This window comes from Nocardioides massiliensis (genome assembly GCF_030811215.1).
Taxonomy (GTDB): Bacteria; Actinomycetota; Actinomycetes; order Propionibacteriales; family Nocardioidaceae; genus Nocardioides_A; species Nocardioides_A massiliensis.
Genome location: NZ_JAUSQM010000001.1, coordinates 2694701 through 2716394 on the forward strand (window position 1 = coordinate 2694701; position 21694 = coordinate 2716394).

23 protein-coding genes, 1 pseudogene and 1 riboswitch are annotated in these 21694 nt (G+C 73.1%); of the genes and pseudogenes, 20 read left to right on the forward strand and 4 right to left on the reverse strand.

What is annotated here, in order from left to right; genetic code table 11:
• The 3 genes from fmt to J2S59_RS13395 are packed head-to-tail and all read left to right on the forward strand — an operon-like array spanning nucleotide 1 to nucleotide 3105.
• Nucleotides 1–957 carry a methionyl-tRNA formyltransferase gene (fmt, locus tag J2S59_RS13385; RefSeq protein ID WP_068121782.1) on the forward strand — a complete coding sequence of 319 codons (957 nt, stop codon included), beginning with the start codon at nucleotides 1–3 and terminating at the stop codon, nucleotides 955–957.
• Nucleotides 950–2281: an RsmB/NOP family class I SAM-dependent RNA methyltransferase gene (locus J2S59_RS13390; RefSeq protein ID WP_306825206.1), complete on the forward strand. Its 1332-nt coding sequence runs from the start codon at nucleotides 950–952 to the stop codon at nucleotides 2279–2281. The genes fmt and J2S59_RS13390 overlap by 8 nt, the downstream gene beginning before the upstream one ends.
• Before the next feature lie 47 nt (nucleotides 2282–2328).
• Nucleotides 2329–3105: a SurA N-terminal domain-containing protein gene (locus tag J2S59_RS13395; protein ID WP_068121326.1), complete on the forward strand. Its 777-nt coding sequence runs from the start codon at nucleotides 2329–2331 to the stop codon at nucleotides 3103–3105.
• A gap of 59 nt (nucleotides 3106–3164) precedes the next feature.
• Here the strand turns inward: J2S59_RS13395 and J2S59_RS13400 are convergent, their stop codons facing one another.
• Nucleotides 3165–3887, reverse strand: a complete 723-nt coding sequence (locus tag J2S59_RS13400; RefSeq protein ID WP_068121323.1) for an AAA family ATPase — start codon at nucleotides 3885–3887, stop codon at nucleotides 3165–3167.
• Nucleotides 3888–3934: 47 nt separating this feature from the next.
• Here J2S59_RS13400 and rpe point away from each other — a divergent pair, with 47 nt between their 5' ends.
• The 9 genes and pseudogenes from rpe (at nucleotide 3935) to J2S59_RS13445 (ending at nucleotide 11333) form a co-directional block, all read left to right on the forward strand.
• Nucleotides 3935–4600 (forward strand): ribulose-phosphate 3-epimerase, encoded by a 666-nt coding sequence (gene rpe / locus J2S59_RS13405; RefSeq protein ID WP_068121320.1) that lies wholly within the window; start codon nucleotides 3935–3937, stop codon nucleotides 4598–4600.
• Between the two features lie 115 nt (nucleotides 4601–4715).
• Nucleotides 4716–4845: riboswitch (FMN riboswitch) on the forward strand.
• Between the two features lie 79 nt (nucleotides 4846–4924).
• Nucleotides 4925–5944 (forward strand): annotated as a pseudogene (gene ribD, locus J2S59_RS13410) (bifunctional diaminohydroxyphosphoribosylaminopyrimidine deaminase/5-amino-6-(5-phosphoribosylamino)uracil reductase RibD); the annotation flags it as partial.
• A 103-nt stretch (nucleotides 5945–6047) separates the two neighbouring features.
• Nucleotides 6048–6689, forward strand: coding sequence for a riboflavin synthase (locus tag J2S59_RS13415; RefSeq protein ID WP_068121317.1), 642 nt, complete (start codon nucleotides 6048–6050; stop codon nucleotides 6687–6689).
• A complete protein-coding gene (locus J2S59_RS13420) occupies nucleotides 6686–7969 on the forward strand; it encodes a bifunctional 3,4-dihydroxy-2-butanone-4-phosphate synthase/GTP cyclohydrolase II (RefSeq protein WP_306825208.1) in 1284 nt (427 codons plus the stop codon). The genes J2S59_RS13415 and J2S59_RS13420 overlap by 4 nt, the downstream gene beginning before the upstream one ends.
• The gene (gene ribH / locus J2S59_RS13425; protein WP_068119755.1) at nucleotides 7966–8442 is read left to right on the forward strand and encodes a 6,7-dimethyl-8-ribityllumazine synthase; all 477 of its coding nucleotides are present in this window, start codon (nucleotides 7966–7968) and stop codon (nucleotides 8440–8442) included. Before J2S59_RS13420 ends, ribH begins: the two co-directional genes overlap by 4 nt.
• 81 nt (nucleotides 8443–8523) lie before the next feature.
• On the forward strand, nucleotides 8524–8787 hold the full coding sequence (locus tag J2S59_RS13430) for a phosphoribosyl-ATP diphosphatase (RefSeq protein WP_068119753.1): 264 nt from the start codon (nucleotides 8524–8526) through the stop codon (nucleotides 8785–8787).
• A 43-nt stretch (nucleotides 8788–8830) separates the two neighbouring features.
• Nucleotides 8831–9742 carry an ATP phosphoribosyltransferase gene (hisG, locus tag J2S59_RS13435; RefSeq protein WP_181641774.1) on the forward strand — a complete coding sequence of 304 codons (912 nt, stop codon included), beginning with the start codon at nucleotides 8831–8833 and terminating at the stop codon, nucleotides 9740–9742.
• Between the two features lie 37 nt (nucleotides 9743–9779).
• Nucleotides 9780–10283 (forward strand): PH domain-containing protein, encoded by a 504-nt coding sequence (locus J2S59_RS13440; RefSeq protein ID WP_181641773.1) that lies wholly within the window; start codon nucleotides 9780–9782, stop codon nucleotides 10281–10283.
• Nucleotides 10284–10346: 63 nt separating this feature from the next.
• Entirely contained in the window at nucleotides 10347–11333 is a 987-nt protein-coding gene (locus J2S59_RS13445) for a GNAT family N-acetyltransferase (protein WP_068119749.1), read from the forward strand.
• Between the two features lie 15 nt (nucleotides 11334–11348).
• On the opposite strand, the gene J2S59_RS13450 is transcribed toward J2S59_RS13445, so the two are convergent.
• Genes J2S59_RS13450 through J2S59_RS13460 form a run of 3 tightly spaced genes read right to left on the reverse strand, consistent with a single transcriptional unit; the run spans nucleotide 11349 to nucleotide 13675 of the window.
• Nucleotides 11349–11927 carry an AAA family ATPase gene (locus J2S59_RS13450; protein WP_181641772.1) on the reverse strand — a complete coding sequence of 193 codons (579 nt, stop codon included), beginning with the start codon at nucleotides 11925–11927 and terminating at the stop codon, nucleotides 11349–11351.
• An 18-nt stretch (nucleotides 11928–11945) separates the two neighbouring features.
• Nucleotides 11946–13193: an alanine racemase gene (locus tag J2S59_RS13455; protein WP_306825209.1), complete on the reverse strand. Its 1248-nt coding sequence runs from the start codon at nucleotides 13191–13193 to the stop codon at nucleotides 11946–11948.
• A complete protein-coding gene (locus tag J2S59_RS13460; protein ID WP_068117179.1) occupies nucleotides 13193–13675 on the reverse strand; it encodes a hypothetical protein in 483 nt (160 codons plus the stop codon). The genes J2S59_RS13455 and J2S59_RS13460 overlap by 1 nt, the downstream gene beginning before the upstream one ends.
• Before the next feature lie 73 nt (nucleotides 13676–13748).
• Between J2S59_RS13460 and J2S59_RS13465 the strand changes: the two genes are divergently transcribed.
• The 8 genes from J2S59_RS13465 to pheT all read left to right on the forward strand — a co-directional run bounded on the left by J2S59_RS13465 (nucleotide 13749) and on the right by pheT (nucleotide 21662).
• Entirely contained in the window at nucleotides 13749–14291 is a 543-nt protein-coding gene (locus J2S59_RS13465) for an SseB family protein (protein WP_068117181.1), read from the forward strand.
• A 193-nt stretch (nucleotides 14292–14484) separates the two neighbouring features.
• Nucleotides 14485–15240 carry a translation initiation factor IF-3 gene (infC, locus tag J2S59_RS13470; RefSeq protein ID WP_370871492.1) on the forward strand — a complete coding sequence of 252 codons (756 nt, stop codon included), beginning with the start codon at nucleotides 14485–14487 and terminating at the stop codon, nucleotides 15238–15240.
• Nucleotides 15241–15310: 70 nt separating this feature from the next.
• Nucleotides 15311–15505, forward strand: a complete 195-nt coding sequence (gene rpmI / locus J2S59_RS13475) for a 50S ribosomal protein L35 (protein ID WP_068117185.1) — start codon at nucleotides 15311–15313, stop codon at nucleotides 15503–15505.
• 58 nt (nucleotides 15506–15563) lie between these two features.
• Nucleotides 15564–15956 carry a 50S ribosomal protein L20 gene (rplT, locus tag J2S59_RS13480; protein ID WP_068117188.1) on the forward strand — a complete coding sequence of 131 codons (393 nt, stop codon included), beginning with the start codon at nucleotides 15564–15566 and terminating at the stop codon, nucleotides 15954–15956.
• 17 nt (nucleotides 15957–15973) lie between these two features.
• Nucleotides 15974–16867, forward strand: coding sequence for a TrmH family RNA methyltransferase (locus J2S59_RS13485; RefSeq protein WP_246360102.1), 894 nt, complete (start codon nucleotides 15974–15976; stop codon nucleotides 16865–16867).
• A gap of 23 nt (nucleotides 16868–16890) precedes the next feature.
• Nucleotides 16891–17967, forward strand: coding sequence for a sensor histidine kinase (locus J2S59_RS13490; protein WP_306825210.1), 1077 nt, complete (start codon nucleotides 16891–16893; stop codon nucleotides 17965–17967).
• 86 nt (nucleotides 17968–18053) lie between these two features.
• The gene (pheS, locus tag J2S59_RS13495) at nucleotides 18054–19163 is read left to right on the forward strand and encodes a phenylalanine--tRNA ligase subunit alpha (protein ID WP_068121581.1); all 1110 of its coding nucleotides are present in this window, start codon (nucleotides 18054–18056) and stop codon (nucleotides 19161–19163) included.
• Nucleotides 19164–21662: a phenylalanine--tRNA ligase subunit beta gene (gene pheT, locus J2S59_RS13500; protein WP_068121577.1), complete on the forward strand. Its 2499-nt coding sequence runs from the start codon at nucleotides 19164–19166 to the stop codon at nucleotides 21660–21662.
• The last annotated feature ends 32 nt before the right edge of the window (nucleotides 21663–21694 follow it).

Here is a 21694-nt window from a genome sequence, read left to right on the forward strand (position 1 = left end):
ATGCGCGTCGTCTTTGCCGGCACCCCCGAGGTCGCCGTCCCCGCCCTGAACGCCATCGCCGCCAGCAACCACGAGCTGGTCGGCGTCGTCACCCGCCCTGACGCACCGGCGGGTCGCGGCCGCAAGCTCGTCGCCTCGCCCGTCGCGCAGCGTGCGGAGGAGCTCGGCGTCCCCGTCCTCAAGCCCACGCACCCGCGCGACGAGGACTTCCAGGCCGAGCTGCGGGCGCTGGCCCCGGACTGCTGCCCCGTGGTCGCCTACGGCGCCCTCCTGCCGCAGTCGGCGCTCGACATCCCCCCGCACGGCTGGGTCAACCTGCACTTCTCGGTGCTGCCCGCCTGGCGCGGCGCCGCCCCGGTGCAGCACGCGGTCTGGGCCGGTGACGAGGTCACCGGCGCCACGACCTTCCGGATCGTCAAGGAGCTCGACGCCGGCCCGACGTTCGGCGTCATGACCGAGCGGGTCCGGCCCACCGACACCGCCGGCGACCTGCTCGAGCGGCTCGCCGAGGGCGGTGCCGGCCTGTTGGTCCAGACGCTCGACGGCATCGAGGACGGCAGTCTCGAGGCCCGCGAGCAGCCGGCCGAGGGGATCAGCTTCGCTCCCAAGATCCTCGTCGAGGACGCCCGCGTCGACTGGAGCGAGCCCGCGGTCGCCATCGACCGCCGCATCCGCGCCTGCACCCCCGGTCCGGGCGCCTGGACCCTCTACGACGGCGAGCGCATGAAGCTCGGACCGGTCACCGTCACCGACGCGGCCGAGGGGGAGGAGCGGCTCGCGCCCGGTGTCCTCCGCGTGACGAAGAAGGCGGTCTTCGTCGGCACCGCGACCACGCCCGTGCAGCTGGGTCGGGTGAAGGCGTTCGGCAAGAAGGAGATGGACGCCGCCGACTGGGCGCGCGGTGTCCGTGTCGAGTCCGGCACGGTGCTGGGACAGACGGCCGGCGACGTTGGCTGACCGGCGCGGGGGCACGCGGCCGGTGGACCCGGCGCGGGAGGCGGCGTACGCCGTGATCCGCGCCGTGCACGCCGAGGACGCCTACACCAACCTCGCGCTGCCGGCCGCGCTCACGCGCCACGGCATCAGCGGCCGGGACGCGGCCTTCGCCACGGAGCTGGCCGCCGGCACGATCCGCCGCCGCGGCACCTACGACGCGATCCTCGCCGCCTGCCTCGACCGACCGCTCGCGAAGGTCGACCCGCCGGTGCTCGACGCCCTGCGGCTGGGTGCCCACCAGCTGCTGTCGATGCGGGTGCCCGCCCACGCGGCGGTCGGCACGACCGTCGACCTGGTCCGCAACCACGTCCACCGCGGCGCTGCCGGGTTCGCCAACGCGGTGCTGCGCAAGGTCGGTGCACGTGACCTCGACGCCTGGGTAGCCCGCGTCGCTCCGGACGCAGCGAGCGACCCGATCGGGCACGCCGAGGTGGCGCACGCCCACCCCCGCTGGGTGGTCGAGCAGCTCGCGGCGTCCCTGGCCCACCACGGACGCGAGGGTGAGCTCGAGCAGCTCCTCGCGGCCGACAACGACCCCGCCAAGGTGACCCTGGTGGCACGTCCGGGCCTAGTGGAGATGAGCGAGCTGGAGGAGGCCGGCGCGGTCCCGACCGGCCGTTCGCCGTACGCCGCGACGCTGCCGGGCGGCGACCCGGGCAGCCTGCCGGCCGTGCGGCGCGGGCGGGCCGGGGTGCAGGACGAGGGCTCACAGCTGGTCGCCCTGGCGGTCGCCGACGCACCCGTCACCGGCGCCGACGCCCGATGGCTGGATATGTGTGCCGGGCCGGGCGGCAAGGCGGCCCTGCTCGGTGCGCTCGCCCGGCAGCGCGATGCGCACCTGGTCGCCAACGAGCTCCAGGAGCACCGCGCAGCACTGGTCCGCAAGACGGTCGCGCGCCTCGGCGACGCCGTCACCGTGACCGTCGGCGACGCGACGACGCCCGCTTGGGAGCCGGCGTCCTTCGACCGCGTGCTGCTCGACGCGCCGTGCACCGGCCTGGGTGCACTGCGCCGCCGTGCCGAGGCTCGCTGGCGGCGTACGCCGGAGGACCTCGCCACGCTCCAGCAGCTCCAGGCGCGGCTGCTCGACGTCGCGATCGCCAGCGTGCGTCCCGGCGGTGTCGTCGGCTACGTCACCTGCTCGCCCGTGCTGGCCGAGACGGTCGAGGTCGTCGACGCGGCGCTCGCTCGCCACGACGACGTCCGCCTCGAGCAGTCCCAGCAGCTGTGGCCGCACAGCGACGGCACCGACGCGATGTATCTGGCGCTGCTGCGCCGGTCGTGACGGCTGGGCTCACGCGCGAGTTCACGGCGCCCCGTACGGTCGAGGGAATGAGTCAGAAGCGAACCACGACCGTCCTCGGCGTCCTGCTGGCCGCCGCGCTGCTCGTGCTCTCCGCGTGCGGTGGCGACGGTGACACCTCGGCGGAGACGGAGTCCGCTCAGCAGGAGACCGAGCAGACCGAGCCGTCGCCGGACACCCCGGCACCCGAGCCCGACCTCGACGACATCCCCGACGTGGTCGCCGAGGTCAACGGGCAAGAGGTGACGCGCGACGAGTTCGTCCCGGCCTACGAGGCCCAGTTCCGGCAGGCCGCCATGCAGGCGCAGATGACCGGGCAGGAGCCCGACGCCGATGCCCTGAAGGAGCAGACCGCCACCGTCCTGGTCAACACCGTCCTGCTGCGCCAGCAGGCCGACGAGCGCGGCATCAGCGCCTCGGCGCAGGACGTGCAGGGCGAGCTCGCGCAGCTGGCCGAGCAGAACCAGCTCGGCTCGGTGGAGGAGCTGCTCGCCGCCCTCGAGGAGCAGGGCAGCAGCGAGGAGCTCGTGCGTGAGCAGGTGCGCGACCAGATGACGATCGAGCAGCTGGTCGCCGACGAGGCGGGGGAGTTCGACATCTCCGAGCGGGAGCTGCGCCAGCTCTACCGCCAGCTCAAGCAGCAGCAGGGTGGCGCGGCCGGTGGCGAGGGGCAGCCGGAGTTCCCCGCATTCGCCGAGGTGCGCCCGCAGCTCGAGGAGCAGGCCCGCCAGCAGGAGCAGGGCCGCGTGGCCCAGGACCTGATCGAGCAGCTGCGCGAGGACGCCGACATCACCGTCCACCTCTGATCGGCGTCCCGCGGCGACCCGCGCCGGGTCGACGCCCGGGCCCGCGGCCGCAGGGTCGGTCAGTCGTCGAGCACGTGGCGCAGGTAGCGCTGCGGCGCCTCGAGGAACGCCCGCCAGTGCCCGACCGTCTCGAGCTCCTCCCACGTCGTCGGGCGCAACCCCCACGGTCCGACCTCGAGCAGCCGAGCGCCCGGGATGGCCGCGACCACGGGGGAGTGGGTGGCGCAGACGACCTGCCCACCTCGCGCGGCCACGTCGTGCAGCACACCCACGAGAGCCAGCTGCGCCGAGAACGACAGCGCCGCCTCGGGCTCGTCCAGGCAGTAGAACCCGGGGCTGTCGAAGCGGGCACGGAGCACAGCCAGGAACGACTCGCCGTGGCTCATCTCGTGGAACGTCGGGTCGCTGCCCCCGATGGCCTCGACGAAGGTGAACCACCCGTGCATGGTCTCCGCGCGCAGGAAGAACCCATAGCGGCCGGTCCCGACGCCGCGCTGCAACCGCAGTGCGCCGCCCAGGGGTGACTCCGTCGGACGCGTGCTGTGGTGGCCGTACGCCGTCCCGCCCTCCGGCGAGAGCCCGTACGCCGTGGCCAGTGCTTCGACCAGCGTCGACTTGCCCGAGCCGTTCTCGCCGACCAGGAGCGTGACGCCCGGCGCGGGCGCGAATCCCTCCCGCACCACCTGCGCGACGGCCGGCACGGTGCGCGGCCACGCGTCCGCGGGGAGCGCGGCGGGGTCGTCCACCCAGGCGCGGACGACGGGTGGCTGGTCGAAGCGCATGCCCCGCACCCTAGGAGCACAACTGCCACAACCTAGGATCGACGCCCGTGGGCATCCAGATCACACCGAGCATCCTGAACGCCGACTTCTCCCGTCTGGGTGAGGAGGTGGCGCGCATCCCCTCGGCCGACTGGATCCACGTCGACGTGATGGACAACCACTTCGTGCCCAATCTGACCTTCGGCCCCACGATGGTCGAGGCGCTCGCCCGCAGCACCGACACGCCTCTCGACGCGCACCTGATGATCGAGGACCCCGACCGGCACGCCCCGGCGTACGTCGAGGCCGGCTGTGGCTCGGTCACCTTCCACGTCGAGGCGGCCAAGGCGCCGGTGCGGCTGGCCCGGGAGATCCGCGCCGCCGGGGGCCGCGCGAGCATGGCGCTCAAGCCGGCCACGCCGGTCGAGCCCTACGAGGACCTGCTCCCCGAGCTCGACATGCTGCTGCTGATGACCGTCGAGCCGGGCTTCGGTGGACAGAAGTTCCTCGACCTGGTGCTGCCGAAGATCCGCCGGGCCCGCGCCCTCATGGCCAAGCACGGCGTCGAGACCTGGTTGCAGGTCGACGGCGGCGTCTCGCTGGAGACCATCGAGCGGTGTGCCGAGGCCGGGGCCGACGTGTTCGTCGCCGGGTCGGCCGTCTACTCCGCGCAGGACCCCGACGCGATGGTGGAGTCCCTGCGTGCCGCCGCCCAGGGCGCGACGGCTTCCTGAGAGCACACGACAGCTCGACCACCAGGCTCGAGACCCCCGCGTCTCGCCTGGTGGCACACCCCACCCTCTCCGGGACCCCGCGATGTGGCAGGCTTGATCCCGACGAGTTGATAGCTCGCGTGCTCTGGGGTCGGTGAAAATCCGAGCCGGCGGTGAAAGTCCGCGACCCGGTCACCACCAGTGACCGGTTGACCAGGTGGAACTCCTGGACCGACGGTCAAAGTCCGGATGGGAAGTGCACGCAGGCTGATGCCCGCCCTCCGGGCGCGCAGCAGTCACAGTCGCCCCGGGGCCCGCGTTGCGCGAGGCGAGAGGGGCACCGCGATGGCGGACTTCCGCATGGGGGAGCCGACGGCCATGGCCATGGCTCTGCGTGCCGCGTCGGCGCGCGGGATCCCGTTCGGCCCGAACCCGCGCGTGGGCTGCACGATCATCGATGCCGCCGGCAAGATCGTCGCCGTGGGGCGCCACCGGGGCGCGGGTACGCCGCACGCGGAGGTCGACGCCCTCACCGAGGCCGGCGACCGGGCGCACGGCGGCACGGCCGTCGTCACGCTCGAGCCCTGCACCCACACCGGCCGCACCGGTCCGTGCACCGAGGCGCTGCTGGCGGCCGGCGTACGCCGCGTGGTGATCGGCATGCCCGACCCCAACCCGGTCGCGGCCGGCGGTGCGCGGCTCCTCGAGGAGGCCGGCGTCGACGTGGTCGTCCTCGGTGAGGACGACGTGACGTTCGGTCCGCAGCTCGCGCTGCTCAACCGCGGGTGGACCCACGGCCTCGTGCACGGCCGCCCGTACGTCGTGTGGAAGACCGCGACCACACTCGACGGCCGGGTCGCGGCCGCCGACCTCACCAGCCGCTGGATCACCGGCGACGCCGCCCGCGCAGAGGTCCACGCGCTGCGCGCGCGCATCGACACGATGCTCGTCGGGACCGGCACCGCCCTGACGGACGACCCCGCCCTCACCGCTCGCGACACCGATGACGAGCTCCTGCCCGGCCAGCCGCTGCGCGTGGTGATGGGACGGCGCCCGCTGCCCGCGACCGCGCGGCTGCTCACCGACGGGGCGGCCGAGACGCTGACGCTGACCACCCGCGACCCGCACGAGGCGCTCGCGACGCTCTTCGAGCGCGGCCAGCGCGAGGTGCTGCTCGAGGGCGGACCCACGCTCGCGGCCGCGTTCCTGGCCGCGGGTCTCATCGACGAGGTCATCGCCTACGTCGCCCCGGTCCTGCTCGGGGCTGGCCCCCACCTCCTGGGTGACCTCGGGATCGGCACGCTCGGCGACGCCCGGCGGCTCTCACTGCAGTCGGTCACCCGCCTGGAGCACGACGTCCGGCTGGTGCTGCGGCCCTACCGGCGCCTGCCCTACCTGCCCGACGGCCGCGAGTGGTTCCCGGCCAACAGCCTGTCCGACCTGGACCCCGAGCTAGGGAGCGTGTGAGTTGTTCACCGGCATCGTCGAGGAGCTCGGCACCATCGACGCGATCGAGGAGCAGGCGGACGCGATCCGCCTGACCGTTCGCGGTCCGCACGTCGTCACCGACGCCACCCTCGGCGACTCGATCGCGGTCAACGGCTGCTGCCTGACGGTCGCCGAGCGGTCGACCGAGACCTTCACCGCCGACGTGATGCGCGAGACGCTCACGAAGACCACCCTCGGCACGCTCGAGCCCGGCTCCCGGGTCAACCTCGAGCGCGCGGTCACCCCGTCGACGCGGCTCGGCGGCCACATCGTGCAGGGCCACGTCGACGGCACCGGCACCGTGCTGAGCCGCACGCCGTCGGAGCACTGGGAGCTCGTCGAGATCGCGCTGCCGCCGACGCTGGTGCGCTACCTGGTCCCGAAGGGGTCGATCACGGTCGACGGTGTCTCGCTCACCGTGGTCGACGTCCACGACGGCGACGCCGACGACCCGCAGGCCCCGCCGCGCTTCACCATCAGCCTGATCCCGGAGACCCTCGCCCGCACCACGCTCGGCTCCCGTGAGCCGGGGGAGCGGGTCAACCTCGAGGTCGACGTCCTCGCGAAGTACATCGAGCGCCTGACCGCCGGTCGCGGCGCCAACCAAGGAGAGACAGCATGAGTACGCCGATCCGCCTCGACAGCGTCGAGCAGGCGATCGCCGACATCGCCGCCGGGAAGGCGGTCGTGGTCGTCGACGACGAGGACCGCGAGAACGAGGGCGACATCATCTTCGCCGCGGCGAAGGCCACACCGGAGCTGATGGCCTTCACCATCCGGCACTCCAGCGGCGTGATCTGCGTGCCGATGCCGGGCGACATGCTCGACCGCCTCGAGATCCCGCTGATGACGCCGCACAACAAGGACCCGCTGCGCACGGCGTACACGATCTCGGTCGATGCACGCGACGGCGTCAGCACCGGCATCTCCGCCGCCGACCGGGCCCACACCGTGCGGACCCTGGCCGACTCGGCGACCGAGCCGTGGGAGCTCACCCGCCCCGGGCACGTCTTCCCGCTGCGCTACCGCGAGGGCGGTGTCCTCGTGCGCCGCGGCCACACCGAGGCCGCGGTCGACCTCGCCCGGATGGCGGGCCTGACCCCCGCCGGCGTGCTGGTCGAGATCGTCAACGACGACGGCACCATGAAACGCGGGCCCGAGCTGCGCGAGTTCGCCGACGAGCACGGGCTGGCGATGATCTCGATCGAGGAGCTCGTGCGCTACCGCCGTCGCTACGAGACCCACGTCGAGCGGGTCGCGGAGACCCGCCTGCCCATGCGTGCCGGTGACTTCACGGCCTACGGCTACCGCATCACCGTCGACGGCTCCGAGCACGTCGCGCTGGTGTACGGCGACCCGGAGGCGCTGACGGCGGGCGGACCGGTCCTCACCCGGGTGCACTCCGAGTGCCTCACCGGCGACGCCTTCGGCTCGCGGCGCTGCGACTGCGGTCCCCAGCTGGACGAGTCCTTCGACCGGATCGTCGAGGAGGGCCGCGGCGTCGTGGTCTACCTGCGCGGCCACGAGGGTCGGGGGATCGGGCTGGTCGCCAAGCTGCAGGCCTACCAGCTCCAAGACGGCGGGCGCGACACCGTCGACGCCAACCTCGACCTGGGCCTGCCCGCCGACGCGCGGCACTACGGGACCGCCACGCAGATCCTGCGGGACCTCGGCGTCACCTCGGTGCGGCTGATGACCAACAACCCCGGCAAGGTGACCGACCTCGAGGCCTTCGGCATCGAGGTGGTCGAGCAGGTGCCGCTCACGCCGCGACCCAACGACCACAACCTCGCCTACCTCATGACCAAGCGCGACCGGATGGGCCACACCCTCGACGGGCTCCCCGACCCGTCCGTGCTCGAGCCGGTCACCGACCCGATGGCCGAGGAGATCGCCCGATGAGCGGACACGGCGCGCCCGCCACCACCCCGCTGGAGGCGGCCGGACTGCGCGTCGCCGTCGTCGCCTCGTCGTGGCACGACGAGGTGATGGACGGCCTCATCGCGGGTGCCGAGCGCACCCTGCGTGCCTCCGGCGTCGAGGACCACCTCCTGGTCCGCGTGCCCGGTTCCTTCGAGCTCCCGGTGGTCGCCGGCGAGCTCGCGGCCCAGGGGTACGACGCCGTCGTCGCGCTCGGCGTCGTGATCCGCGGTGGCACCCCGCACTTCGACTTCGTCTGCACCGCCGCCACCGACGGGCTCAACCGGGTCGCGCTCGACCACCGCGTGCCGATCGGCTTCGGCCTGCTCACCTGCGACACCGAGGCCCAGGCTCTCGACCGTGCCGGCATCGAGGGCTCGCGTGAGGACAAGGGCGCCGAGGCGACGTACGCCGCCCTGGCGACCGCACTCCTGCTGCGCTCGCTGCGCGACTGAGCCGCGGGCGGGCGGAGGGTGAGGCAGGACGCGCTGGGACCGGTGCAGCCGGAGGGTGCCCACGCCGTACCCTTGACGTCTGTGAAGACCTTCGAGGACCTGTGGCGCGAGCTGAGCGAGAAGGCGCGGACCCGCCCCGAGGGGTCGGGCACCGTCGCCCAGCTCGACGCCGGCGTGCACGCCATCGGCAAGAAGCTCCTCGAGGAGGCCGCCGAGTCCTGGATGGCCGCCGAGCACGAGTCCGACGACCGGACGGCCGAGGAGATCAGCCAGCTGCTCTACCACGCCCAGGTGCTGATGCTGGCGCGCGGACTCACGCTCGAGGACGTCTACCGACATCTGTGAGGCCGGTCCCCGCCCGTCCTCCCGCCTCGAATCGAGACCACCCATGACCAGTACGCCCAGTACCCAAGCCAGCACCACCAACACCCCGGCCGACACCCCCAACGGCCGCCCGCTGCGCATCGCCGTGCCCAACAAGGGCTCGCTGTCGATCGCCGCGACCGACATCCTGCGCGAGTCCGGCTACCGCCAGCGCCAGGACACCAAGGACCTCACGGTCTTCGACCCCGAGAACGGCGTGGAGTTCTTCTACCTGCGCCCTCGTGACATCGCGGTCTACGTCGGCGCCGGCACGCTCGACATCGGCATCACCGGTCGCGACCTGCTGCTCGACTCCGGTGCGGCCGCCGACGAGGTGCGCGCCCTCGGCTTCGGCCGGTCGCGGTTCCACTACGCCGCCCGCCCCGGCACGATCACCTCGGTGGAGGGGCTGGCGGGCAAGCGCATCGCGACGTCGTACCCGGGCGTCGTGCGCCGCCACCTCGCCGATCGCGGCATCGGCGCCGACGTCGTCCGCCTCGACGGTGCGGTCGAGACCTCTGTCCAGCTCGGCGTGGCCGACGCCATCGCCGACGTCGTGGAGACCGGCCGGACACTGCGCCAGGCGGGCCTCGAGGTCTTCGGCGAGCCGATCCTCGAGTCCGAGGCCGTGCTCATCACCCGGGCGGGCGAGGGCATGCCGGCCGGATTCGACATCTTCCGGCGCCGCATCGAGGGCGTCCTGGTCGCGCGGTCCTACGTGATGATGGACTACGACATCCCCGACGAGCAGGTCGAGGCAGCGGTGGCGCTGACCCCCGGCATCGAGAGCCCGACGGTGTCCCCGCTGCACCGCGAGGGATGGGTGGCCGTACGCTCGATGGTGCCGCGCGACGGCGCCCAGCGTCTGATGGACGCGCTGTGGCAGATCGGTGCTCGGGGCATCCTGCTCACCGACATCCACGCCTGTCGGCTCTGAGCGCGGCGTCCCACCCGCGCCCACCCGGAGTGACCCCATGAGTTCCCAGCCCGTCCCCGCCCGGTCGTCCGCCTCGGGGGAGGTGGACGTCCCCGCGCTGCCGTTCCGGATCCGCCCGCTCGGGGTCCGCCTCGCCGTGGTCGCCGTGCTGGTCGGTCTGTTCGCGGTGTGCGCGGCGGTCTGGATCGGCTTCGACGACGAGACCCGCGCGAAGTTCACCCTCTTCCAGATCAGCACGCTGCTCGTCCTCGGTGCGCTGTTCTTCGCCACGGGGCACGCGGTGGCGCGCTCGCGCGTCGACGTGCGCGCCGACGGCGCGACCGTCGTCAACGGCTACCGCACCTACGAGGTCGCCTGGCGCGACGTGGCGTCGATCCGGATGCGCCGGGGTGCACCGTGGGCGAGCGTGGTCCTCCACGACGGCACCGCCATCGGTCTGCTGGGGGTCCTGCAGACCGAGGGCGTGCGGGCCGAGCGCGCGGTCCGGCAGCTGCGCGAGGTCGCTCGCGCCGCGAACCGCGCCGACCGACCCGCTGCCTGATCCAGCTCGCCCGCCGGCGAAATCGACTCGCGGCCCGCGCGTCCTGATTCGTACGCTCGGCCCATGACCGCTCCCGTCCGCCTGCGTGGACTCGCCCGTGCCGACCTGCCCGTCCTGCTCGCCTTGGTCCAGGCGATCGAGGTCGAGGACCGCACCGATGAGCACTACAGCCTGGCGGACCTCGAGGAGGAGTACGCCGACCCCCTGCTCGAGCCCGAGCGGGACTGGATCGGGGCCTTCGCGGACGACGTCCTCGTCGGCTACGTCCAGCTCACCCCGCGGTCGCCGTCCGAGGGTCGGTTGACGATGTACTCCGGCGGCGGGGTGCACCCCGAGCGCCGCGGACGCGGGATCGGTGCGCAGCTGGTCACCGCGCTCGTCGACCGCATGCGCGACCGACACCGCGAGCAGCCTGGTCTCGAGGCGGTCCTGCTCGCGGGCGGGTTGACCTCCGACAAGGCGCAGCAGCGGCTGTTCACCACCCGGGGATTCGTCGCCGACCGCTACCGGCTCGTCCTCGGGGTCGACCCGCTGGTGCCGACGACGGTGCCGGAGCTGCCGAGGGGGATGCGGATCCGCGGCTACGACCCGGCGGCCGACGGCGAGGCACTCCGCATCGCCCACAATCACGCCTTCTTAGGTCACCACCCGAACTTCGCGACGTGGGACGAGGGCATGTGGCGCCAGTGGGTCACCGGCAACCGCAACTTCCGCCCGGACCTGTCGTTCCTCGTCGTCGATGACGACGCCGACGGCGGCATCGCCGCCTACGTGCAGACCAACGTGTACGCCGCGGTCGAGGAGGCCACCGGTCGCAAGGAGGCCTACATCGCCAAGGTCGGGACCTCGCCCGAGCACCGCGGTCGCGGCCTGGCGAGCGCGGTCCTGCGCCACACGCTCGACGCCTGCCACCGTGCGGGCCTGGACCGGGCGTGCCTCGACGTCGACTCCGACAACCCGTCCGGAGCCGTCGGCCTCTACGAGCGGGCCGGGTTCGCGCTCGAGCAGCACTTCACCGACTACAAGCTGACCGCACCGCCGCTGGGCTGAAGCCTGGAGGGGCGTTCAGGTCCGCCACACGAGGTCGGCCCGCGCGCGCGTGCCGTGCGCGGCGAAGTGCTTCGCCTCGGCGCGCGCCCAGGCCTCCCAGTGAGGGGCGAACGCGTCCCCGTCGCGCTCCAGGCCGCGCCGGAGCCGGACGTCGCGGTCGGCCTCGACCCACACCAGCACCGAGGTCACCTCGGCCCAGGGCGCGGAGCCCGCACCCACGCCCTCCAGCACCAGCACCTCGCCCGGTGCGAGCGCGGGGACCTCGTGCTCCTCGGCGTAGGCGTCGCGGTGCCAGTCGAAGCGCCGGTAGCGCCCGGCACGTCCCCGGCTGAGGGGCCGCAGCAGGTCCTGCCACGCCTGCTGATCGACCTCCGGCAGTCCACTCCAGCCGGCGAACAGGTCGTCCATGTGGACCACCGGCCATCCGTACGCCGACTCCAGTGCCGCCGCCAACGTCGTCTTGCCCGAGCCGGCAGGACCGTCGACGCACACCAGGTGGCCCGCGCCGAGCCGCGGCTCGGCCCGCGCCACCAGCGCGGCGACCTCCTCAGCGACCTCCTCAGCGGCCTGCGCGGCCGGTCGGTCGGTGCTCATCAGCAGCTCACCAGGAGCTCACCAGCAGTGCCCGAGGCCCCGGTACGTCGGCACCGAGTCGACGACGCCCGTACCGGAGACCAGGTGCACCTGCTGGACGTGCTCGGCCGGCTCGCCGGCCTTGCCGTGCCGGAACCACACCAGGTCGCCGATCCGCAGCGCAGCCGCACCCGGCCCGGTCAGCGGGGTCTGGACCTCGCCGGCACCCTCGAGGCCCGTCAGCTGGAGGCCGGCTGGTGCCCACGGCACGGGGGAGCGGTCCTTGCCGGTGGCGCCGGAGGCGATCAGCCCGCCGCCGGCGACCGTCGCGGTGCCTGCGTTGGGACGGCGTACGACGGGGAAGCCGAGGTAGGCCGCCGGTCGCGGCCGGAAGGACCGGAAGTGGTCGAACAGGTGGGGGACGAGGAGGCCGGACCCGGCTGCCACCTCGGTGACGGGCGCGACCGTCGAGGTCTCGATGCTGCCGGTGCCGCCGGAGTTCCAGAACTCCAGCGTCACCCGCTCGGCGAGTGCCGCGGCGAGCGCGCGGCGACGGTCGTCGAGGCGGGTGACCGATGTGCTCTTCAACCGCCGGATGACGGCGGACTTGGCGCGCTGGCCCGGCACAGCGTCGGGGACGCCGGCGACCTGGCCCTCGTAGGTCATCACGCCGACGAGGGCGAACCCGGCGCGGCCGACCACGTGGTCGGCGAAGCGCACCACGTCATCGATGTCGAACAGCGGCGAGCGCTTCGGCCCGACGTGGCCCGCCGGGCCCAGGCGCAGACCGGCGTCGATGTCGATCGCGATCCGGACCGTCGTGGTCGGCTGGTCGGGCAGGGACGCACGCACCCGGTCGACGACGTCGAGGTGGGCCGGGTCGTCGGTCATCAGTGTGATCGCCGCAGCAGCCGCCTCGTCGCGCAGCAGCGCGGCCAGCGAGGCGCCGTCGACGCTCGGGTAGCCCAGGACGATGTCATCGCTGACGCCGGTCGCGTGCAGGTGCAGGGCCTCGGCCAGCGTGTAGGCGAGGACGCCGTGGAACCCGTCGAGCGCCAGCACGCGGCGCAGCAGCGCGGGCACGCGCACGGACTTGCTCGCGACGCGGATCGGCGCACCGCCCGCGCGCCGTCGCAGGTCCGCGGCGTTGGCGTCGAACGCGTCCAGGTCGACGACGTAGCGCGGGCCAGGTGCCGGGTCGAGCCGCGCGACGGCCGCGGTGAGCCGCCGGGCGAGGGCGTCGCGCTCGGCGTCGCCGCCGCCGACGACCGGGTGGTTGCCGGCCATCACTCGATCCCGTGCCGGCGCAGGATGGCGTCGATGTCGTCCATGCCGTCGTCGGCCGCCGCACCGGTCTGGGACGCAGCCGGCTTGGCGCTGCGACGCCCCTCGACCGCGGTGTCCCTCGACCGACGGGGCTCCTCGACCACCCGGGGCGCACGCCGCGTCCCGACGCCGCGGGCACGCAGGAAGCCGGCGACGACCCAGAGCACGACCGCGACACCCAGGAGAGCGACCCCGGTCCACACCATCGGGCTGAAGGTCAGCCGCGTCACGAACGACACCACCGCGTCCCCGATCTCCCACAGCATCCGGATGGCGCCGGTGAGGTACGCCGCAGCGGGCAGCAGGGTGACGGCGAAGGCGCGCAGCCCGGCGACGGCGCCACGGCGCCGCCACACCAGGGCGGTCACCGCCAGCCCGACGGCGGTCAGCACGGCGGTCAGGACCTGCCAGGTCGTCCGGTCGAAGGCACTGTCGAACTCCATGGGCACAGCCTCCCAGACGGGGCCGCCTCGTGCTGCGCGCCGGGCCCTCCACCCGGGCTGAGAGACTGGGGTCGTGAGCGGACCACAGGCGCGATCGATCCCGGACCCGGGGTTCCCCGACGACGCGGGGGAGGTGGACCCGCACCTGCGGGCGGCGCTGGACGTCTATGCCCAGGCGCCCGACGCACCCGGGGCGGCGTACGACGTCATCGCCGTCCTGCAGGACACCCGGCTCCTCGTCCCGGTCGTCGCGCTGCTCGGCGAGGTCGAGGTCGGGGCCCACGGGTTGGCCCAGGAGAAGACCGCCGACATGGCGGCGGTGCTCATGCAGGGCCGCGACGGGCGCCAGGCGCTGCTGTCGTTCACCGGCCTGGAGCCCCTGCAGACCTGGAACCCCGAGGCGCGTCCGGTGCCGGTGTCGGCGATGGACGCCGCGCGCTCGGCTCGCCAGGACGGCGCGGCCGCGTTGCTGGTCGACGTCGCCGGTCCGGTGCTGTTCGTCGTCGAGGGCGAGGACCTGCAGGCCCTCGCCGACGGCTGGCGCCTCACCCGACTCGAGGGCCGCTGGGCCTGGGTCGCGGCGACCGATTCGCCAGGCACCGCGTCCCCGCGCTAGACTTGCCGAGACGTTCTTCCCGCGTGCCGGGAAGGAGATAAGCGGAGGGCTCGCCCTTCCACCCGCACCGACCGCGAGGTCGTCGGGTTCCGGTCATGATCATCCCCTGGTGGGGTGCTCGTGGGGGTCGCACCCACCGTGCGGCCGTGAGGCTTCCGCTCGTCGTCGCGGAAGCCTTTCTTGGTTTCCGGCGTTGTCCGCTACGGACACCGCTGGAGGCGCCAGACTCCTCGCCGCGGCGGTCCGGCCCGCTCGACCCACCCCAGGAGGACCCATCAGCACTGACCTGCGCATCAACGACCGGATCCGCGTACCCGAGGTTCGGCTCGTCGGCCCCAACGGAGAGACCGTGGGCATCGTCGCCACCAACGACGCGCTCCGGCTCGCGCAGGAGGCCGACCTCGACCTGGTCGAGGTCGCTCCGACCGCTCGTCCTCCGGTGTGCAAGCTCATGGACTACGGGAAGTTCAAGTACGAGAACGCCCAGAAGGCCCGTGACGCGCGCCGGAACCAGACCAACACGGTCATCAAGGAGATGAAGCTCCGGCCGAAGATCGACCAGCACGACTACGAGACGAAGAAGGGCCACGTGGTCCGCTTCCTCAAGGCTGGCGACAAGGTCAAGATCACCATCATGTTCCGGGGTCGTGAGCAGCACCGTCCCGAGCTCGGGTTCCGGCTGCTGCAGCGGTTGGCCGAGGACGTGGAGGAGCTCGGCTTCGTGGAGTCCTCGCCGAAGCAGGACGGCCGCAACATGATCATGGTCCTGGGCCCGCACAAGAAGAAGTCCGAGGCCAAGGCCGAGGTCCAGGCCGAGAAGGCCGAGAAGGCCGCCGAGCGGGCAGCCGACAAGGCTGCCGAGCACGCGGAGCGCACGGCGAAGCCGGCCGTCAGCACGACGCAGAAGAAGGTCGGTCGCCGGTCGGAGAACATCGACCCCGACATGTGAGCCCGCACGTGGGCGACCCGCGACCGGGCCGCCACGTGGACGTACGAGACGACGAGTAGGAAGTCAGGCAATGCCGAAGAACAAGACGCACTCCGGTGCGAGCAAGCGGTTCCGGGTCACGGGCTCGGGCAAGCTCCGTCGCGAGAAGGCGGGAATGCGCCACAACCTCGAGCACAAGGCCTCGAAGACCACCCGTCGACTGTCGGGCACGACCGAGGTCGCCAAGGCCGACGTCAAGAAGGCCCGCAAGCTGCTGGGTCGCTGAGGCACCCGCACCTTCCCCCTCACCCACCCAGCTCATCTGTTGCACCAAGGAGTCACTAGTGGCACGCGTCAAGCGGGCGGTCAACGCCCAGAAGAAGCGCCGGGTCGTCCTCGAGCGCGCCTCCGGCTACCGGGGTCAGCGCTCGCGCCTGTACCGCAAGGCCAAGGAGCAGGTCACCCACTCGCTCGTCTACAGCTACAACGACCGTCGCAAGCGCAAGGGCGACTTCCGCAAGCTGTGGATCCAGCGCATCAACGCCGCGGCGCGCGCCGAGGGTCTGACCTACAACCGGTTCATCCAGGGCCTCAAGGCCGCCGAGGTCGAGGTCGACCGCAAGATCCTCGCTGACCTCGCGGTCAACGACGCTGCGGCCTTCTCGGCCCTCGTGCAGGTCGCCAAGGACGCCCTCCCCGAGGACGTCAACGCCCCGCGGGCCGAGGCGTCCGCCTGAGCGCAGGAGCGCCTCGCGTGGGCCCCGGCCCGGACGACGAGCCCGACACCGGGCTCGTCTCCGTGCTGGGTGTCCGCAACTCACGTGTGAAGACGGCACGGCGGTTCCACCGCCGTGCCGTCCGCATGCAGGAGCGGATGTTCCTCGTCGAGGGCCCCAAGGCGCTGGCCGAGGCCCTCGACGTCCCGGGCTGCCTGGTCGAGGTGTTCGTGGCTCCCGAGGCCGCCACGGTGCACGCGACCCTGCTCACCGCGGTGGAGGAGGCCGGGGCCGTCGTACGCCGGGTCGACGACGCCGCGCTGGCCTCGCTCGCCGACACGGTCACCCCGCAGGGCGTGGTGGCGGTGTGCCGGTTCCTCGACCGTCCGCTCGCGCACGTGCTCGACGGTCTCGCCGAGCACGCTGCCGGTACGCCGGGGGAGTCGCTCCCGCCCGTCGTCGCCGTCTGCGCCGACGTCCGGGACCCCGGCAACGCCGGCACCGTGATCCGGTGCGCCGACGCCGCCGGTGCTGCGGCGGCGGTGTTCGCCGGCACCTCGGTCGACCCCTACAACCCCAAGGCCGTCCGGGCCAGCGTGGGCAGCCTCTTCCACCTGCCGGTCGCCCGCACCGACGACGTCCTGGAGACGATCGAGACGCTGCGGGCCGCAGGCCTGCAGGTGCTGGCCGCCGACGGCTCCGGTCCCGACGACCTGGAGGAGCTCGCCGACGCCGGCGTCCTCGGGGTCGCCACCGCCTGGGTCTTCGGCAACGAGGCCCACGGCCTCGACCCCGCCATCGCGCAGGCCTGCGACCGTCGGGTCGCGATCCCGATCCACGGCCGCGCCGAGAGCCTCAACCTGGCGACCGCCGCTGCGCTGTGCCTCTACGCCTCCGCGCGCGCCCTGCGTCGATCGAGTGAGCGCCGATGAGGGAGCGCCGATAGCGTGCAGCTGTGACACCACCGCACCGGACTCCTGCTGCCGACCTCGACCTCGGCGAGGTCCTCGACCAGCTGACCGACGGTGTCGTCGTCGCGGATGCCGACGGTCGCGTCCGCTACGTCTCGGCCGTGGCGGCGACCATGCTCGAGGTCGACCGCGACGACGTGCTGGGGCGCGACCTGGGTGAGGTCGTGGCGCTGCAGGACCAGGAGGGTCGCGACTGGTTCGGCGACAACGCGCCGTACGCCGGACTCTCCACCCGCAGCACCCTCACCGAGCAGGCGTGGCTGCTGCGCAGCGGCGTCGAGGTGCTCGTCACGGCCCGGCTGATCCGCAGCCAGGCCGGCGGGCCGGTCGAGCGCGTGGTCGTGAGCCTGCGCTCGGGACGCTGGCGCGAACGCCTCGACCGCGAGCGCTCGGACCTCGTCGCGACCGTCGCCCACGAGCTGCGCTCGCCGCTGACCGGCGTCAAGGGCTTCGTGCGCACCCTGCTGACGAAGTGGGACCGGCTCAACGACGACCAGAAGAAGCTCATGCTGACGACCGTCCACTCCGACGCCGACCGGCTCACCCGGTTGATCGCGGAGCTGCTCGACGTCGCCCGCATCGACACCGGTCGGCTCTCGCTCTTCCCGCGCCCGGTGGCCACGCTCGACCTCGTGACCCGAGCGGTCGAGAGCGTCCGCGCGGCGACCTCCCGCACGATCGAGGTCGCCGGACCGGCCGAGGAGCTGCCGCGGATCTTCGCCGACCCCGACAAGTTCCTGCAGGTCCTCACCAACGTCCTGGAGAACGCCGTCCGCCACGGCGACGGGCGGGTGCTGGTGACCCTGGCCGCGCCGGGCGAGGTCGATGGACCCGTGGCGATCACCGTCGACGACGAGGGGGAGGGCATCGCCCCGGAGATCCGCCGGCGAGCGTTCACGAAGTTCTGGCAGCACGGCGGGCGGGGTGGGTCCGGGCTCGGGCTCTACATCGTCAACGGACTCACCCGCGCCCACGGCGGGACCGTGGAGATCGGTGACGCACCCGGCGGAGGCGCCCGGGTCGTCATCGCCTGGCCCACCGACGACCGGCGCGCGGGCTAGTTCCTAGAATCCGCATGCAGGGTCTCGCGCCCGACCACCGCGAGCCGCACCCGAAGCTGCACCACGAGGCGCACCGAAAGGCAACGATGTCCGGCCCCAACTCCGAGTACGACCCCGTCGAGGTGACCCCGCTGAAGGCGGAGCAGGTCGCGCTGATGCGGGACGAGGCGCTGGCGGCGATCGCGGCCGCGGCCGACCTCGAGCAGCTCAAGCAGGTGCGGCTGGACCACACCGGGGACCGCTCCCCGCTGGCCCTGGCCAACCGGGAGATCGGTGCACTGCCGCCGCAGGCGCGCAAGGAGGCCGGCCAACGCGTGGGCCAGGCGCGCGGCGCGGTCAGCAAGGCACTCGCCGAGCGGACCGAGGTGCTGGAGGCCGAGCACGAGGCGCGGATGCTGGTCGAGGAGACGGTCGACGTCACCCTGCCGACCGCGCGGGCGCGGCGCGGTGCCCGTCACCCCCTGACCACGGGCGCGGAGAAGATCGCCGACGTCTTCGTCGCCATGGGCTGGGAGGTCGCCGAGGGCCCGGTCGTCGAGGCCGAATGGCTCAACTTCGACGCCCTCAACCTCGGCCCGGACCACCCCGCGCGCACGATGCAGGACACCTTCTGGACCGAGCCGGCCGACAACCACGTCGTGCTGCGCACCCACACCTCGCCGGTGCAGGCGCGCACGATGCTCACGCGCGAGCCACCCTTCTACGTCGTCTGCCCCGGGCGGGTCTTCCGCACCGACGAGTACGACGCCACCCACTCGCCGATGTTCCACCAGGTCGAGGGTCTGGCGATCGACGAGGGCATCACGATGGCCCACCTCAAGGGCACGCTCGACCACTTCGCCGCGCGGATGTTCGGCGAGGGGATCAGCACCCGGTTCCGCCCGTCGTACTTCCCCTTCACCGAGCCCAGCGCCGAAGTCGACCTGATCTGCTTCGTGTGTCGGGGCGCCGGGAGCGCCGAGGACGGCACGACGTGCCGCACCTGTCGCGGTGAGGGCTGGATCGAGTGGGGCGGGTGCGGCGTGGTCAACCCGCGGGTGCTGCGCGCCTGCGGCGTGGACGCGGACCGGTTCACCGGCTTCGCCTTCGGCATGGGCATCGACCGCACGCTCATGTTCCGCCACGGGATCGAGGACCTGCGCTACATGTTCGAAGGCGACCAGCGGTTCGCCACGACCTTCGGGAGTGACCTCTAGATGCGCGCGCCGGTCAGCTGGATCCGTGAGTACGCCGCCCTGCCCGCCGAGGCGTCGAGCGAGGAGATCGCGAAGCGCCTCACGGCGCTCGGTCTCAAGCTCGAGGCGCTCGAGGTCGGCGGTGCCGACATCACCGGCCCGCTCGTCGTCGGCCGCGTGCTGACGATGGAGCCGGAGCCGCAGAAGAACGGCAAGACCATCAACTGGTGCACCGTCGACGTCGGTGACGCCAACGGCACCGGAGAGCCCCAGGGCATCGTCTGCGGCGCGCACAACTTCGCGCCCGGCGACCTCGTCGTCGTCGTGCTGCCCGGCGGCGTCCTGCCCGGTGGTTTCGCGATCTCCGCGCGCAAGACCTACGGCCACGTCTCGGCCGGGATGATCTGCTCCGCCCGCGAGCTGGGCCTCGGCGAGGATCATGACGGGATCATCGTGCTGCCGGCCGACGCCGGAGAGCCCGGTGACGACGCGTTCGAGGTCCTCGGTCTGCGCGAGGACGTCATCGAGATGGAGATCAACCCCGACCGTGCCTACGCGCTCTCGCTGCGCGGCGTGGCCCGGGAGGCGGCGATGGCCTTCGGCGTCGGGTTCACCGACCCGGTCGACCGCGCTGTGCCTGCGGCGAACGACGAGGGCCACCCCGTCGTCGTCGACGACCCCGAGGGCTGCCCGGTCTTCGTCGCGCGCGTCGTCGAGGGCTTCGACCCGACGGCCGCGACCCCCGACTGGATGGCCCGGCGCATCGTCCAGGCGGGCATGCGCCCGATCTCGCTCGCCGTCGACGTCACCAACTACGTGATGCTCGAGACCGGTCGGCCCATCCACGGCTACGACGCCGACAAGGTGGCCGGGGCGCTGCGCATCCGGCGCGCGAGCGAGGGGGAGCGGCTCACCACGCTCGACGGCACGCAGCGGGTGCTGTCGGCTGAGGACCTCGTCGTCACCGACGACACCGGCGCGATCGGCCTGGGCGGCGTCATGGGTGGCGAGGCCACCGAGATGTCTGACACCACGTCGCGCGTCCTCGTCGAGGCGGCCCACTGGGACCCGGTCGCGATGTTCCGCACCGGACGTCGCCACAAGATCACCTCGGAGGCCGGCAAGCGCAACGAGCGCGGTGCCGACCCCGCCACCTGCGAGGCTGCCGCCGACCGGGTCGTCGAGCTGCTGACGACGTACGGCGGGGGCGCCGCCGCCGAGGGCGTCACGGTCGTCGGCTCGCTGCCGGCGCGCCGCACCGTACGGATGGCCGCCGATCTCCCGGCACGCGTGACGGGGCTGACCGTCGACGCCGCCACCACGGTGGCGCACCTCGAGGCGGTCGGCTGCACCGTCGAGCGCGACGGCGACGACGTCCTCGCCACCGTCCCGCTGTGGCGCCCTGATCTCAGCGACCCGTTCGATCTTGTCGAGGAGGTCGCCCGGATCGTCGGCTACGACCAGGTGCCGGCCGTGCTCCCGCGCCCGCTCGGTGGCCGCGGCCTGACCCGTCAGCAGCAGCTGCGCCGTCGCGCCGGACGCCTGCTCGCGGGTGCGGGTCTGACCGAGGTCGTCAGCATGCCGTTCGTCGGCGAGGCCGACCTCGACGCGCTCGAGCTGCCGAAGGACGACGACCGGCGCCGCAGCGTGCCCCTGGCGAACCCGCTCTCGGCCGAGCAGCCCGGCTACACGGCCACGCTGCTGCCCGGCATCCTGCGCGCGGCCGCCCGCAACGTCGGTCGGGGTGCCGAGGGGGTCGCGATCTACGAGACCGCCACGGTCGCCTTCGCTACCGAGGGGCCCGGTGCCGAGGCGCCGATCTATGGCGTGGACGCCCGCCCGAGCGAGGCGGAGTTCGCGACGCTCGACGCTGCGCTCCCGCGCCAGCCGCAGCACCTCGCCGTCGTGCTGGCCGGTCCGCGCGAGCTGGCCGGGTGGTACGGCCCGGGACGCGACGCCGACTGGGCCGATGCCCTCGACGTCGTCCACCGCCTGGCCGAGGACCTCCACGTCGAGCTCGAGGTGGGCGCGGCGCAGGTCGCGCCGTGGCACCCGGGCCGCTGCGCCGAGATCCGCCTGACCGGCCCCGAGCCGGTCGTGCTGGGGCACGCAGGCGAGCTGCACCCGCGGGTCTGCGCGGCGCTCGACCTGCCCCGTCATACGTCCGCGGTGGAGATCGACCTCGACGCCCTGCTCGCCGCGGCCCCGGAGGTCGTGACCGGCCCCGTCCTGTCGTCGTTCCCGGTGGCCAAGGAGGACGTCGCGCTGGTGGTCCCGGCCGACGTGCCGGCAGGCACCGTGGAGCAGGCGTTGCGCGACGGCGCCGGTGCGCTGCTGGAGTCGGTGCGGCTCTTCGACGTCTACGTGGGCGAGCAGGTCCCCGACGGTCACCGCAGCCTGGCGTTTGCGCTCCGGCTCCGGGCACCTGACCGGACGCTCACCGACGAGGAGGCGGCAGCGGCGCGTGACGGGGCGGTCGCCCGTGCGGTCGCGGTGTGCGGGGCGCAGCAGCGCGGCTAGCCCGTCGTCCCGAAGCCGTCGGCGGCGCAGCG